This window comes from Streptomyces sp. NPDC023157 (genome assembly GCF_055560575.1).
The window spans coordinates 26534-39605 of the sequence record NZ_JBVHIL010000007.1; the positions used below are offsets into that span (position 1 = coordinate 26534).

At 75.1% G+C, this 13072-nt stretch carries 11 protein-coding genes; 7 read left to right on the forward strand and 4 right to left on the reverse strand.

Annotation, left to right across the window (positions count from 1 at the left end):
• Positions 1-54: 54 nt before the first annotated feature.
• Positions 55-3840, reverse strand: a complete 3786-nt coding sequence (locus ACZ3ZE_RS24850) for a S8 family peptidase (RefSeq protein WP_467260751.1) — start codon at positions 3838-3840, stop codon at positions 55-57.
• Between the two features lie 233 nt (positions 3841-4073).
• Here ACZ3ZE_RS24850 and ACZ3ZE_RS24855 point away from each other — a divergent pair, with 233 nt between their 5' ends.
• The 3 genes from ACZ3ZE_RS24855 (at position 4074) to ACZ3ZE_RS24865 (ending at position 6236) form a co-directional block, all read left to right on the forward strand.
• Positions 4074-5057 (forward strand): helix-turn-helix domain-containing protein, encoded by a 984-nt coding sequence (locus tag ACZ3ZE_RS24855; RefSeq protein WP_361177133.1) that lies wholly within the window; start codon positions 4074-4076, stop codon positions 5055-5057.
• A gap of 207 nt (positions 5058-5264) precedes the next feature.
• Positions 5265-5699 (forward strand): hypothetical protein, encoded by a 435-nt coding sequence (locus ACZ3ZE_RS24860; RefSeq protein ID WP_361177131.1) that lies wholly within the window; start codon positions 5265-5267, stop codon positions 5697-5699.
• A 54-nt stretch (positions 5700-5753) separates the two neighbouring features.
• Entirely contained in the window at positions 5754-6236 is a 483-nt protein-coding gene (locus ACZ3ZE_RS24865) for a DUF456 domain-containing protein (protein ID WP_361177129.1), read from the forward strand.
• An 18-nt stretch (positions 6237-6254) separates the two neighbouring features.
• Here the strand turns inward: ACZ3ZE_RS24865 and ACZ3ZE_RS24870 are convergent, their stop codons facing one another.
• Positions 6255-7628 carry a bifunctional transcriptional activator/DNA repair enzyme AdaA gene (locus ACZ3ZE_RS24870; protein ID WP_361177127.1) on the reverse strand — a complete coding sequence of 458 codons (1374 nt, stop codon included), beginning with the start codon at positions 7626-7628 and terminating at the stop codon, positions 6255-6257.
• Positions 7629-7772: 144 nt separating this feature from the next.
• A complete protein-coding gene (gene rsgA, locus ACZ3ZE_RS24875) occupies positions 7773-8915 on the reverse strand; it encodes a ribosome small subunit-dependent GTPase A (RefSeq protein WP_361177125.1) in 1143 nt (380 codons plus the stop codon).
• 87 nt (positions 8916-9002) lie between these two features.
• On the opposite strand from rsgA, the gene ACZ3ZE_RS24880 reads away from it, so the two are divergent.
• A complete protein-coding gene (locus ACZ3ZE_RS24880; RefSeq protein WP_467260754.1) occupies positions 9003-9320 on the forward strand; it encodes a hypothetical protein in 318 nt (105 codons plus the stop codon).
• Between the two features lie 86 nt (positions 9321-9406).
• The gene (locus tag ACZ3ZE_RS24885) at positions 9407-9853 is read left to right on the forward strand and encodes a VOC family protein (RefSeq protein ID WP_361177123.1); all 447 of its coding nucleotides are present in this window, start codon (positions 9407-9409) and stop codon (positions 9851-9853) included.
• Here ACZ3ZE_RS24885 and ACZ3ZE_RS24890 read toward each other — a convergent pair.
• Positions 9796-10563 (reverse strand): helix-turn-helix domain-containing protein, encoded by a 768-nt coding sequence (locus tag ACZ3ZE_RS24890; RefSeq protein ID WP_361177121.1) that lies wholly within the window; start codon positions 10561-10563, stop codon positions 9796-9798. The genes ACZ3ZE_RS24885 and ACZ3ZE_RS24890 overlap by 58 nt on opposite strands.
• Positions 10564-10669: 106 nt before the next feature.
• Here ACZ3ZE_RS24890 and ACZ3ZE_RS24895 point away from each other — a divergent pair, with 106 nt between their 5' ends.
• Together ACZ3ZE_RS24895 and ACZ3ZE_RS24900 are read left to right on the forward strand one after the other, a co-directional pair.
• Entirely contained in the window at positions 10670-11215 is a 546-nt protein-coding gene (locus tag ACZ3ZE_RS24895; protein WP_361177119.1) for a CU044_2847 family protein, read from the forward strand.
• The gene (locus tag ACZ3ZE_RS24900; RefSeq protein ID WP_467260756.1) at positions 11215-13044 is read left to right on the forward strand and encodes a VMAP-C domain-containing protein; all 1830 of its coding nucleotides are present in this window, start codon (positions 11215-11217) and stop codon (positions 13042-13044) included. Before ACZ3ZE_RS24895 ends, ACZ3ZE_RS24900 begins: the two co-directional genes overlap by 1 nt.
• The last annotated feature ends 28 nt before the right edge of the window (positions 13045-13072 follow it).

The following is a 13072-nucleotide window of genomic DNA, read 5'->3' on the forward strand; positions in this document are numbered from 1 at the left end:
GTCCGCCGGGCGACCCCACCCCCCACGGGAAGGACGCCCGGCGGACCGGCGTGATCAGCGCACGTCGTAAGCGCGGACCACGGTCTGGGTGACGGAGTTGCCGTTGGCGTCCGTCAGTTCGGTCTTCAGGGTGACCTGCTTGCCGGTCGCGCCCGCGTGGTTCACGGTCGCGGTCCAGCCGTCGCCCTGCTGGGAGACCCGGGCCGAGGTCCAGGTCTCACCTCCGTCGTAGGAGTACGAGAGCCTGGCCGAGGTGAGGGCCGCGGGGGTGTAGCCCGCGTGACCCGTCGCGCTGAGGCCGATCCGCTGGCCGTCGGCCGCGGCGAGGGTCTTGAGTCCGTCCTCCGGAAGGTCGTACCGGGGGAAGAGAATCGGGATGCCCTGAGAATAGACGCTCGGGTCCGACTTGGAGGTGAATTTCCACACCGAGTTGACGGACGTGGAGCGGGCCCACACCCTGCTGCCGATCTTCATGGTGTTCTGCTCGAGCGTGTACGCGCCGGGCTCGGCCGGGACCTCGAAGACGCCGAACGGCCAGCCGGTCTCGCCGATGGTCTCGCCGTCCCTGCTCAGGCGCAGGTTGCCGATGTCACCGAAGGAGCCGGGCTCGGCGTGGTGGGTGGTGTCGCCCCACAGGGCGTCGGCGAAGCCGATGAGGTCGCCCTGGCGTTCGGCGACGAGGACCGGCTTCCCGGTGGCGTCGCGCGGGGCGGTGGGGACGAGGACGCCGTCGTACCAGCGCTCGGTGCGCCGCTCGCCGGCGCGGTAGGTGTGCGCGCCGCCGACCATGAGCTCACCGAAGGGGAAGCTGCTGCCGATCAGCTGCCGCCAGGCCGTGTCGCCCGCGGAGTAGTACTCGGTGCGGGTGCCGGGCGCCGGGACGGTCTCCAGCGAACCGAAGGAGACGGCGGTGCCGTCGGGCCGGTAGGCGGCCGGGAACTCGACGAAGTCGGTGGCGATGCCGGAGGAGCCGTAGGTGGCCTCCGTGCGGCCGAGGGCGCGGTCCTCGACGCGGTGGTTCCGGTCGTCGCGGATCGGGCCGGTCTCGGGGAAGGCGAGGTTGTAGAGGTAGGGGCTCTTCGCGGTGGCCTTCCAGGAGAGGGTGACCTCGCCGGCGGAGAGCTTGCCGAGCAGCGCGACGGCCTCGTCGGCGGGGACGGAGAGCACCGGCAGACCGAGACCGGTGAACCCGCCGCCGGGGTACCAGCGCCCTGCGGCCTGGTGGTACGTGACGACGGCGACGGCTCCGGCCGCCTTGGCGTCGCGGGCGACGGTGCCCGCGCCGGTGCTGTCGTCGGGCAGGCGGACCAGGGCGATCCGGCCCCGCACTCCCGCGGCCTTGAGCTCGTCGGGGGTGCCGGTGCCCGCGTCGACGAGGCGGGCGGAGCCGGTGCCGTCGAGGTTGTCGGAGGCGATGGACGCGGTCAGCGGGTGCAGGCGCGTGCCGTCGTCGGTCGTGAGGCGCTCGATCTGCGGGGCGGCGGCGCGCCAGTAGCTGCCGAACTCGAAGTCGCCGTCGTCGGCGCGGCCTTCGACGGACGCATAGTAGCCGCGGACGGTGCGCGGTCCGGTGGCGGTGCCGGCGTGCAGCCAGGTGTCGTCCCACGAGCGGGCGAACGCGAGGGTGGCGCCTCGGGGTTCGGACGGCTTGTCGGTGCGGACCGTGAGGCGGTGGGCCTGCCGGGCGTCGAGGACGACGGTGGTGTCCTTCTTCAGCTCCAGCTGCGGGCGGGCCAGGTAGCTGATCGAGTCGGTCAGCTTGGCGCCCTCGCCGGCGTCGGGGGTGGTGACGAAGGAGGAGAGGAAGTAGCTGCCGGCGCGCAGGCGGTAGACCTGGTCGGCGGAGCCCTCGTTGAAGCGGCGGGAGCCGGAGGCGTCGTCGGTGCCGATGACGTCGACGGAGGAGGCTCCGTCGGCCGCCTTGCCCTGGCGGTCGATCAGCTTGACGCGCAGGGTGAGGGTCTCGGGCTCGACGTACAGCGCGAACGGGGTGGAGACGTGCACACGGCCCTTGCCGGCGGCGGCGCCGGTGGCGACCACGCGGCCGGTGACGTCGCCGTACTGGGCGCGCTCCAGGTGGGCGGCGGGGTCGATACGGAGCGGGACCTGGACGGTGGCGCCGGCCGCGACGGTGACGGTGCGCGCGCCGAGCCGGGCGACCGGGGAGCGGACGGCGGAGCCGTCGTTGCCGGTGAGCTTCTCGACGGCGAGGGAGAGCGTGACGGGCCGGTCGCCGGTGTTGGTGTAGGGGACGGTCACGGTGGTGCGGTCGCTGCTGTCCTGCGGCCAGTTGAAGGTGCCGCCCTGGACGGCGGGGGCGCTGAGGACGGTCTGGTCGACGGCGGCCTTGACGTCGAGGCGGCCGCCGCCGACCTGACGGGCGTCGCCGGGGACGCCGCTGTCGGCGGAGGAGACGAGGGCGGCCTTGATCTGCTGGGCGGTCCAGTCGGGGTGGCGCTGCTTGACGATGGCGGCGGCGCCCGCGACGTGCGGGGTGGCCATCGAGGTGCCGGACATCGACTGGTAGGCGTAGACGCCGCGGCCGCCGGCCGCCGCCGCGGAGATGCCGACGCCGGGCGCGGCGATCTCCGGCTTGAGGGTGTGGGCCGCGTCGGACGCCGGGCCTCGGCTGGAGAAGTACGCGGTGGAGTCGTCGCGGTCGGTGGCGCCGACGGTGAGGACGCCCGCCGCGCAGCCGGGCGAGGAGACGGTGTTGTTGCCGGGACCGGAGTTTCCGGCGGCGATGACGAACAACGTGCCCTTGCTCTGGGCGAGTTGTTCGGCGGCGACGCTCATCGGATCGGTGCAGTCGGTCTCGGAGGGGTTGCCGAGGCTCATGGAGACGACGTCGGCGCCCTGGGCGACGGCCCATTCCATGCCGGCGATGATCCACGAAGTGGCGCCGGAACCCGAGTCGTTGAGGACCTTGCCGTTGAGGAGGGCCGCGCCGGGCGCGACGCCCTTCTTCTTGCCGCCGCTGGCGGCGCCGGAGCCGCCGACGGTGGAGATGGTGTGGGTGCCGTGACCCTGGCGGTCGTCGGCGCTGTCGGAGTCGGTGAAGTTCTCCGAGGCGACGATCCGGCCCTTGAGGTCGGGGTGTTCGGCGTCGGCGCCGGTGTCGAGGACGGCGACCTTGGTGCCGGTGCCGTCGTAGCCGGCGGCCCAGGCCTCTGGGGCGTGGACCTGGGCGGTGGAACGCTCCAGGGTGGCCTGGACCTTGCGGTCGAGCCACAGCTTGCGCAGGCCGCCGGCCGAGCGGGCGGCGGGTGCGGTGACATCGGCCCAGAAGGTGGCGGCCTGCTTCTTGTCGGCCTTGAGGGCGACGGCGTCGACGGTCTTCAGGACCTGGCCGCGGGTGGCGCCGCGCGGGGCGGGCGGGACCGTGCGGGCGGTGGCCAGATCCATGCCGTACACGCCGATCAGCGGCAGGGTGGCGGAGGTGGCGTCGTCGTAGCCCTGGCGGACCAGGCCGGTGACGTTGAACAGCTCCTCGTCGACCCGGCCCGCGGCCAGCGCGGCGGTGGCGCCCTCGGGGTAGACGTACAGGTCCTGGCCGGAGCGGCGGGTCTGGACGAGCGGCACGGTGCCGTCCTCGCGGGGCAGCGCGGCGGCGGCCGGGTTGCCTTCGGCGTCGCGGGTGAGCACGACCCGGTCGCCGGTCACCAGGGTGACGGTGGCGGGCCGCTGCCCGCTCCTGGCGGCGGCGTCACTGCCGACCAGCGGTCGCTTGCCGGTCGCCTGGGCGTCCTGCGGCGCTGCGGCCGCGGACGCCGCGACCGCGGTGACGGCCAGGACGGCGGCGGTCGCCGCCCCCAGGGCCGTACGCGAAATCGGGCGCATCGCTCTCCCCATCTGATTCCGGCCATCCGGGCATAAGGGCCCTATGTCCGGAGGCTGTTGGTGCTGCGGTGGCGCCACATTGGCAGAGGTGAGGGTGGTGCAGGCAGGATGGGCGAGGCGGGAATGCGCCGTGGCCGTTTCCCGCCAACGCATCAACGGAACGAACGCGTCCGGTGGACATCCGGTGAATGTCCGGGTCGTCCGGGGACGTCCGGTGAGGGGTGGGGTCAGGGATGCTGGGTGCGATAGGACTCGACGAACGACAGGAGTCCGCCTACCGCGCGCTCGTCGCACTGGGCGCGGCGGAGGTCTCCGATCTCGCCCACCGCCTCGCGCTGCCGGAGAACGACACCGAGCGGGCGCTGCGCCGCCTCGAATCGCAGGGGCTCGCCGCCCAGTCCTCCGCGCGCACCGGCCGCTGGGTCGCCGCACCGCCCGGCGTCGCGCTCGGGGCGCTGCTCACCCAGCAGCGGCACGAGCTGGAGCAGGCCGAGCTGGCGGCGGCGCTGCTGGCCCAGGAGTACCGCGCCGAGGCGACCGAGCCCGCCGTGCACGACCTGGTGGAGGTGGTGACCGGCGCGGGCGCCGTCACCCACCGTTTCCTCCAGCTCCAGCTCGGCGCGACCGAGGAGGTCTGCGCGCTGGTGACGGGCAAGCCGATCGCGGTGTCCGGCATGGAGAACGACGCGGAGGCGCAGGCAGCGGAGCGGGGCGTGCGCTACCGGGTGGTCATCGAGCGCGAGGTGCTGACGCTGCCCTCGGGGCTGCTGGAGCTGTCGGCGGCGCTCGGCCGCGAGGAGCGGATCCGGATCGTGGACCGGGTGCCGACCAAGCTGGTGGTCGCGGACCGGTCCCTGGCCATGGTCCCGCTCACCGGCCGCGGCGCGGAGCCCGCCGCGCTCGTCGTGCACGCCAGCGGCCTGCTCGAATCGCTGATGGGCCTCTTCGAGTCGGTGTGGCGGGAGGCGCTGCCGCTGCGGCTCGGCGCGGGCGCGCAGGTCACCCAGGACGAGAACCCCGGCCCGGACCCGACGGACCTGGAGATCCTCTCGCTGCTGCTCGCCGGGATGACGGACGCGAGCGTGGCGAAGCAGCTGGAGCTGGGCCTGCGCACGGTCCAGCGGCGGGTGAAGGGCCTGATGGAGCTGACCGGGGTGACGACCCGGCTGCAGCTGGGGTGGCACGCGTACGAGAAGGGGTGGGTGGCCCGGCGGTAGGGGCGGGGGCGGGGCCGGGCGGTAGCAGCGGGGGCGTGGCCGGGTGGCGGACCGGGCGTCAGGGGCGGAGGCACGGCCCGGTGGCGGGGCCCGGCGTCGGGAGGCAGGGGCGGTGACGGGGGCGCCGTGGGGTGGCCGTAAGGTGGCGGCCGATTTCCGCCTCCATCCCCCACCTCGTATCTCCCCTTCCTGCCAAGGAGCACCCCCATGAACGGAAGGCGCCGCCGCGCCCTGCTGGCCGCCGTCACCCCGATGCTGGAGCCCGGGGAGCGGGTGGAGGTGACGACCATCGTGGGTCTCAGCACCGTGTCGGTGCGCCGGACGGCGGCCTTCGGGGTCGCCTCGGCGATCGCGAGCGGCGGGGCGCTGACGGTGGTTCCGGTGCCCACGCCCATGTACCTGGCGATGACCGACCGCCGGCTGCTGGTCTTCGAGGCCGACCAGACCTTCGCGAAGCCGGTGGGGCACCGGATGACGATCCAGCGCGCGCACCTCTTCCGCTCGGAGATCAAGGAGCGGCTCCTCAACTCCTCCTTCGTGCTCTCCTCGCCGTACAGCGAGAGCTCGCTGAAGATCGTCTTTCCGCTGATCAGCCGCCGGGAACGGCACCTGGTCGCCGCCGCGATACCGCTCGCCGGCTGACCCGTACGTCCGCCGCGACCTGCGAGAACGGGCGGATTCCTGCACCCTTGGCAGATGGGTGTGTGGCAGCTCCTGCTGATCGCGATGGTGATGCTGCTCGGACTGTTCGGGGTGCTGACGCCCGGCGTGCCGGGGACGTGGCTGGTGTGGGCGGCCATGCTCTGGTGGGCGCTGCACGAGCAGACCGGGCTGGCGTGGATCCTGCTGGTCTCCTCGACGGGTCTGCTGCTCCTCACCCAGGTGGTCGTATGGCAGCTGCCGCCGCGCCGCTTCCGGGGCGTCGGCATCACCCGGCGGATGGTCGCGTACGCGGGAGTGGGCGCCGTCCTGGGGTTTCTGCTGATCCCGGTGGTCGGCGCGATCCCCGGTTTCGTCGGCGGCGTCTACCTCTCCGAGCGGCTGCGGCTCGGCGGCCACGGCCAGGCGCGGGCGGCCACCCGCACGGTGATGCGGGCGGCCGGGACGAGCGTCCTGGTGGAGCTGTTCGCCTGTCTGCTGATCGTGGGGGCGTGGGCGGGCGCGGTGATCTGGGGCTGAGGCCCGCCTCTCGGGGGTTCAGCCGGTGACGCGCAGGTAGCGGGCGGCGTACGAGCGCCAGGGCCGCCACTCCGGACGGTCCGGCAGGCCCTCCGGGGCGACGTCGGGGTCGCCGAGGGCGCGGGTGCGGATGACGGCGGCGGCGCGGGCGGTCAGGCCCGGCACGGCGGCCAGGGCGGCGGCGGTGGCGGCGCGGTCGGCGCCCGGGTCGAGCCGGACGGTGCCGTCGGCGAGCGCGGTGGCGAGCGGGCCCGCGAGCGGGTCGCCCGTCAGGGCGGCGGGCTCGGGGAAGACGTGGGTGAGGCTGCCGCAGGCGGTCTCCAGCGGGGTGCCGTGCGCCCCGACGAGCCGGGCGGCGTGCGCCGGGCCGACGAGGGTCCGTACCGCGAACTCCTCCGGTTCGGCCGTGCCCGGCGAGCGGACGCCCGGACGGGCCGCGACCTCGACGGCGAGGGCGGGGTCGGCGCCGAGCCGGTCGGCGACCGCGTACGGGTCGGCGTCCAGGTCGAGGAGTCTGCGCAGCCGCTGGACGGCGGTGGTGAGGTCGCGCAGCTCGGTGAGGTGGATGCGGGCCTCCAGCCAGCGGCCCGGGGAGCGTTCGTCGACGGAGACGATCCCGGTGCCGTACGGGAGGCGCAGGGTGCGCCGGTAGGTGCGGGCGCCGGGGGTCCCGACGACCTCCTCGACACCGGGCAGGGCCTCGGCGGCGAGCAGGTCGAAGACCTCACCCGCCGCGTACGGGCCCCGGTGGGCCAGCCGCAGCGGCACCCCGGCGGCGAGCGCGGTGCGCGGCCCGGCGCCGGTGCCGGACTCCTCGCGCAGCTGGGTCGGGGTGCGGGCGTAGATCGCGCGGATGGTGTCGTTGAACTGGCGGACGCTGGCGAACCCGGCCGCGAAGGCGATCTCGGTGACGGGCAGGCCGGTGGTCTGCAGGAGAAGTCGCGCGGTGTGGGCGCGCTGGGCGCGGGCCAGGGCGACCGGCCCGGCGCCGAGCTCGGCGGTGAGCTGGCGCTGCACCTGCCGGGCGCTGTAGCCGAGCCGGTCGGCGAGACCGGGCACACCCTCGCGGTCGACGACACCGTCGCCGATCATGCGTACGGCGCGCCCGACGACGTCGGCCCGGACGTTCCACTCGGCGGAGCCGGGCACGGCGTCGGGGCGGCAGCGGCGGCAGGCCCGGAAGCCGTGGCCCTGGGCGGCCGCGGCGGTGGGGAAGAAGCTGACGTTGCGCCGCTTGGGGGTGACGGCGGGGCAGCTGGGGCGGCAGTAGATGCCGGTGGTGGAGACGGCGAAGAAGAACACGCCGTCGAAGCGGGCGTCGCGGCTGCTGACCGCCTCGTACCGGGTGTCCTCGTCGGTGCCCCGGGGCGGGGGCGTGAGCGTCTCCGTCATGCCTTCCAGTGTGCGGGAGCGCCCTGGACCCGGCTGGCGGTTTTCGGACGCCGAGAGCCGAGAGCCGGGGCTGGAAGCCGGGAGCCGTCGGTGGGGGCGGGGGCACGGTGCCCCCGCCCCCGCCGACGGCGCGGCCGGGCCGGTTCAGCGGACGCGGCCCCGCTTGATGTCCATGGCGGCGCGGCCCTCGGCGCCCCTGCGCTTCCAGTCCTTCAGCATCTCCGTGCGCAGCCGCGCGTCGGTCTTGGCGGCGAGCCGCTGGTTCTCGCGGATCAGCTTGCGGTAGCTGTCGAGGCGCCGCTCGGGCAGGGTGCCGTCCTCGATGGCGGCGGCGACGGCGCAGCCGGGCTCCGTCTCGTGGGCGCAGTCCGGGAAGCGGCAGTCGGCGGCCAGCTCCTCGATCTCGCTGAAGACCTGGCCGACGCCCGCCTCGGCGTCCCAGAGGCCGACGCCGCGCAGTCCGGGCGTGTCGATGAGCACCCCGCCGCCGGGCAGCACGAGCAGGTTGCGGGTGGTGGTGGTGTGCCGGCCCTTGCCGTCCACGTCGCGGGCGGCCTGGACCTCCATCGCGTCCTGGCCGAGCAGCGTGTTGGCGAGGGTCGACTTCCCGGCGCCGGAGACGCCGAGCAGCACGCTCGTACCGCCCGAGGCGACAGCGTGGAGCACGTCGAGCCCCTCGCCGGTGTGCGAGCTGACGGGCAGCACCTGGACACCGGGGGCGACGGTCTCGACGTCCTCGACCAGGTAGGAGAGTCCGACCGGGTCGGGCACCAGGTCGGCCTTGCTCAGCACGACGAGCGGCTGGGCGCCGGACTCCCAGGCCAGGGCGAGGAAGCGTTCGATGCGCCCGAGGTCGAGCTCGACGGCGAGCGAGACCGTGATGATCGCGTGGTCGACGTTGGCGGCGAGGATCTGCCCCTCGGACCGCTTGGACGAGGTGGACCGGGCGAACGCGGTACGGCGGGGCAGGCAGGCCCGTACGTAACGCGGGTCGTTGACGCCCTCGGGGTCGACGGCGGCCCAGTCGCCGGTGCAGATGACCCGCAGCGGGTCGTGCGGGGTGACGAAGGCCGTGTCGGCGCGCACGAGTCCGGCCTCGGTCATGAGGTCGCACTGGCCGCGGTCGACCCGGACGACCCGGCCGGGCAGCAGGCCCTGCGCCGCGTACGGAGCGAACTCGGCGGCCCAGGCGTCGTCCCAGCCGTAGGCGCGCAGGGAGGACGGGTCGAGGGTGGAGCGGGAATCGGCGGTGGAACGGGAAGTGGAACGGGAAAGCGAGGAAGACAAGGGGGACCCTTCACAGGGGTGGCCCCGGCATCGCGCGTCGGTGCGCGCGGAAAGTGGGAGACGTCAGCCGGTGGGGAACGTCAGCCGGTGGCCACGGAGGTGGTGTGGACAAACATCTGGATGTGGGCGGCGCCCGTCGTGACGACAGCCATCGGTCACACCTCCTGGTCGTGTGGGTCTCCTGACCGCGATCTTCGCGGTGCGCTCACCGTAACGGAGGCCGGGCCGGAGGCGCCAAGCATTTTCCGGGCGGTCATCTGCCCGTGGTGGTGCGGCACCGGCGCTCGGGTGGTTTTCGAGCCGCTGCCCGCCGATACCGCTGGTGCACACACGGTGAGGATCGTGGTGGTGGGCACCGCCGGCCGCCCGACCGTCACCACGGGCGGCCTGGTCCACCTCACGTAGCGGCCCGGCAGCCCCTCCGCGCGCTCACGGCCCCGGTGTCCGATCCGTACAAGACGGGCGGCCCGGGGCCGTCTACGTTCGGGGACATGGACACCAAGCGACCCACCCCGCGCCTCGACGTCATCGGCCTGGTCACCGCCGACCTGGGCGCCTCCCTCGCCTTCTACCGGCTGCTCGGCCTGGACCTCCCGCCCGGCGCCGAGAACGCCCCGCACGTGGAGCTGGCCCTGCCCGGCGGGCCGCGCGTGCTGTGGGACACGGAGGAGACCGTCCGCTCCTACGATCCGGCCTGGACCCGCCCCTCCGGCGGCGACCGGGTCGCCCTCGCCTTCCGCTGCCAGGACCCCGACGAGGTCGACGCGGTCTACGCGACCCTGACCGACGCCGGACACCGCGGGCACCTCAAGCCCTGGGACGCCGTGTGGGGCCAGCGGTACGCGGTGGTGCTCGACCCGGACGGAGCGGCGGTGTCGCTCTACGCCGACCACGCCGACGCGGCGGCGGACGGGGCCCCTGGGGCGGACGCCGCGTAGGACGCCGTTTCAGCCGCCACATAGGACGCCGTATAGCCCGTCAGGGTCGTCCCCGTCAGGGCCCGCATCTCGCGGGCCAGATGGGCCTGGTCGACGCAGCCCGCGCGGTACGCCGCCTCCGCGTACGGCACGCCCGCCCGCACCAGCGCGAGCGCCCGCCGCAAGCGCAGGATCCGGGCCAGTGTCTTCGGCCCGTAGCCGAAGGCGGCGAGGGAACGCCGGTGCAACTGCCGGGCGCCCAGCCCGACCGCGTCGGCGGCGGCCCCGACCCCGTCGCCCGCCCGCAGCCGGGCGACGACGGCCCGCAGCAGCGGATCGGGGGCGGGCGCCCCGGCGGCCCGGCGCAGCACCAGGCCCTCCAGGGCGGCGGCGCGGTCGGCGGCGCCGGTCACGCCGTCGGCGAGCCGGCGGGCCTCGCGGGCGCCCCACAGGTCGGCGAGGTCGACCCGCCGGTCGCGCAGGGCGCTCGCCTCGACGCCGAGCACGCCCGGTGCCTCACCGGGCGCGAACCGCAGGCCCGCGTAGTGTGCGGCGAAGCCGTCCGGGAGGTACGCGCGAGTGTCCGGGCCCGCGACCAGGAGACGGCCGTCGGCCCAGATCAGGTCCATGCACCCGTCCGGCAGGACCGGTCGGGTGCCGGGGTCGGCGGGGCCGGTGGCACGGGTCCAGACGACCGCGCCGGCGAGCCGGGCGGGGCGCTCCTCGTACATCCCACCAGGGTAGGCCGGGCCCGGCCCTGCCGCTGATCCGCTGACACGGGCGGGGCCGTCGGACAGAATGGGGCCCGAACCAACTGTTCGGGCCACGGGGGTAGTTGTGGGCACACTTATGGAGTTCGGCACGGCGGACGGCACGGTCCTGGTCGAAGCGGACGGTGATCAGCCGGGCGCCCGGCCCGTCTCCCGTGGCGGCAACTCCCTGGTCAGGGCGGGCCAGACGCTGGACGAGGCGCTCGTGGGGATCCGCGCGGCGGCCGAGTCCGCGCTCGCCGTGTTCCGGGGCGGTGCGCTCCGGCCGGACGCGGTGGAGCTGGAGTTCGGGGTGAAGCTGACGGCCGAGGCGGGCGCGGTGATCGCGAAGACGGCCGTCGAGGGGCATCTGACGGTGAAGCTGTCCTGGACACCGGACGGCGACGGCCCGCAGGCCACGGTCACGGCGCCGACGGCCGCCTCGGACGGGACAACGGGCACGTCGGGCACGGCGGGCACGGCGGCGGACGGGACGGCCACGGGCTCGGCGCCGAACCGGACGCCGGACGGGACCTCGGACGCCACGGCGGGCGCTCCCGCCACCAGCGCGACGGGCACCGCGGGCGCGGGCGCCGCCGAGGCGGGTGCCGGAGCCATCGCCGGCCCGCGCTGATGGGCTCCCCCGCCTGGCACGTGCGGGTCGACGGTGCGGGGCTGGTGCTGGGCTCCGGGTTCCTCGTCGCCGCCGACACCGTGCTGACCTGCGCCCATGTGGTCGACGGCCTCGCGGACGCCACGGTCTGGTTCCCCGGCGCCCACGGCCTCGGCGAGGTGCCGGCCCGGGTCGCCCGGCGGGGCCCCTGGGGCGGTGGCCGCACCGACCCCGGCGATGTCGCGGTGCTGACCCTGGACCGGCCGGTGCCGGTCCCGCCGATCGCGTTCGCGGGGCCCGAGGGCGTCGGCGAGGACGGGGAACCCCCGCGGCTCGTGGCGTACGGCTTCCCCGACGGGTACGCGCGGGAGGGCGCCCAGACGGAGCTGCGGACGACCTCGGCCGGGCAGCTGATCCACGACGAGTGGCAGCAGGCGGAGTACTGGAAGGGGTTCGGGCAGGAGCCCTCGCACGGGTTCAGCGGGGCCGCGGCCATGCGCGCCGCCGACGGGGCCGTGGTCGGGATGGTCGCCTCGTACGACCCGGTGGTGCGCAACGCCCGGATCATCCCCGCCCGGATCCTGGCCCGCTACGTCCCGGCCCTCGCCGCGCTCGTGCCCACGCCGGGCTGTTCCCCCGAGGAGAAGCGCGGCCTCCTCGACCTGGTGGAGCGGGCCGGGCCGCTGCCCGTCCCGGTGGAGCGGCTGCTCGCCGCGGCGACCGGCCCGCTGGGCCCCGTGCTGCCGCCCGCGCCGCCCCGCGACCTGTGGCAGGGCGTGTGGCACCTGCTCACCGAGACCACGCCGGGGCGCGGCCGGGTGCCGCTCGCCGAACTCGCCCTGCGGGTGGCCGACCTGATGGACGACGAGGAGCTGCGGCGCGCGTTCCGGGTGTGGGCGCGGGCGCACCGGGACCGGCACCAGGGGCCCCGGCCGGTGTCCGGGTGCGACGACGAGCCCCGGCACGAGACCGCGCCGTACGCCCCGCACGGCCATGCCCGTGAGCGCGCCCAGCCGGCCGCGCCGGCGGCGGCGCCGGGCGGTCCGCTGCCCTGGGCGCCGATCCTGGTCGAGGTGCGGCGCAGCGGCGCCGACGGCAGCACCGTGATCGCGGAGGTGTCGGTGTACCGGGGCGGGGACCGCATCCTCGTCAGCGAACGGCGCCTGGTCGCCGCCAAGTTACGGGGCTGGGTCCTCGACCGGATCGACGAGGCGTACGAGGAGATCGTCGACGGGCGTCCGCTGATCGCGTTCGCGCTGCCCCGGTCCTGGCTGAACAAGGACGTCGACCAGTGGACCCGCAAGCGCGGCAAGGAGCCTCCGCTGGGCTGTAGTTCGCCGGTGGTCGTGCTCGATCACGACCGGCGTTCCAAGGGCCGGCAGCAGTTCGCGCTCAAGCGGGTGTGGGAGGAGCTGGACCGGCAGGACGGCTCGCCGCTGCACCGGGTCGCCTGCGCCACCCCGCAGGGGGCCGCGCAGCTGTCGGTGCTCCTCCAGGACGTGCGCGGCGCGGTGGGTTTCGCCCGGCCGCCGACGGCGTCCCGGGAGCGCAGTCTGTACGGCGCGGCGCTGGACGCGCCCGCGCCGATCGTGCTGTGGCCGCGCAACGGCTGCCCGCCGGGCGGGCCGTGCACGGGGAACTGCTCGGGCACCGGCTTCCTGGACCGGATCGCGGAGCGGATCTCCCGGCTCCCTCCGGCCGAACTCCCGGACGTCGTCTTCCGGTTGCGCAAGGAGGCCTTTCTGCACGAGGGGCCCGAACCGCACTGGGCGGCGCACGTGTCCCTGGTGTGGGAGGACCCGCGCCGGTTTCCCGAGGTCCGTCCCCTGCGCCACTCCCCCGTCGGCTGAACGTCCGTCCCGTACCCACTCCTTGGAG

Bases quoted from the DNA above. Each gene is read 5' to 3' on its own strand.
- ACZ3ZE_RS24885 (WP_361177123.1), top strand. From the start codon at position 9,407: ATGGACACCAAGCGACCCACCCCGCGCCTCGACGTCATCGGCCTGGTC.
- ACZ3ZE_RS24890 (WP_361177121.1), bottom strand. From the start codon at position 10,563: ATGTACGAGGAGCGCCCCGCCCGGCTCGCCGGCGCGGTCGTCTGGACC.
- ACZ3ZE_RS24850 (WP_467260751.1), bottom strand. From the start codon at position 3,840: ATGCGCCCGATTTCGCGTACGGCCCTGGGGGCGGCGACCGCCGCCGTC.
- ACZ3ZE_RS24870 (WP_361177127.1), bottom strand. From the start codon at position 7,628: ATGACGGAGACGCTCACGCCCCCGCCCCGGGGCACCGACGAGGACACC.
- ACZ3ZE_RS24865 (WP_361177129.1), top strand. From the start codon at position 5,754: ATGGGTGTGTGGCAGCTCCTGCTGATCGCGATGGTGATGCTGCTCGGA.
- ACZ3ZE_RS24860 (WP_361177131.1), top strand. From the start codon at position 5,265: ATGAACGGAAGGCGCCGCCGCGCCCTGCTGGCCGCCGTCACCCCGATG.
- ACZ3ZE_RS24855 (WP_361177133.1), top strand. From the start codon at position 4,074: ATGCTGGGTGCGATAGGACTCGACGAACGACAGGAGTCCGCCTACCGC.
- ACZ3ZE_RS24900 (WP_467260756.1), top strand. From the start codon at position 11,215: ATGGGCTCCCCCGCCTGGCACGTGCGGGTCGACGGTGCGGGGCTGGTG.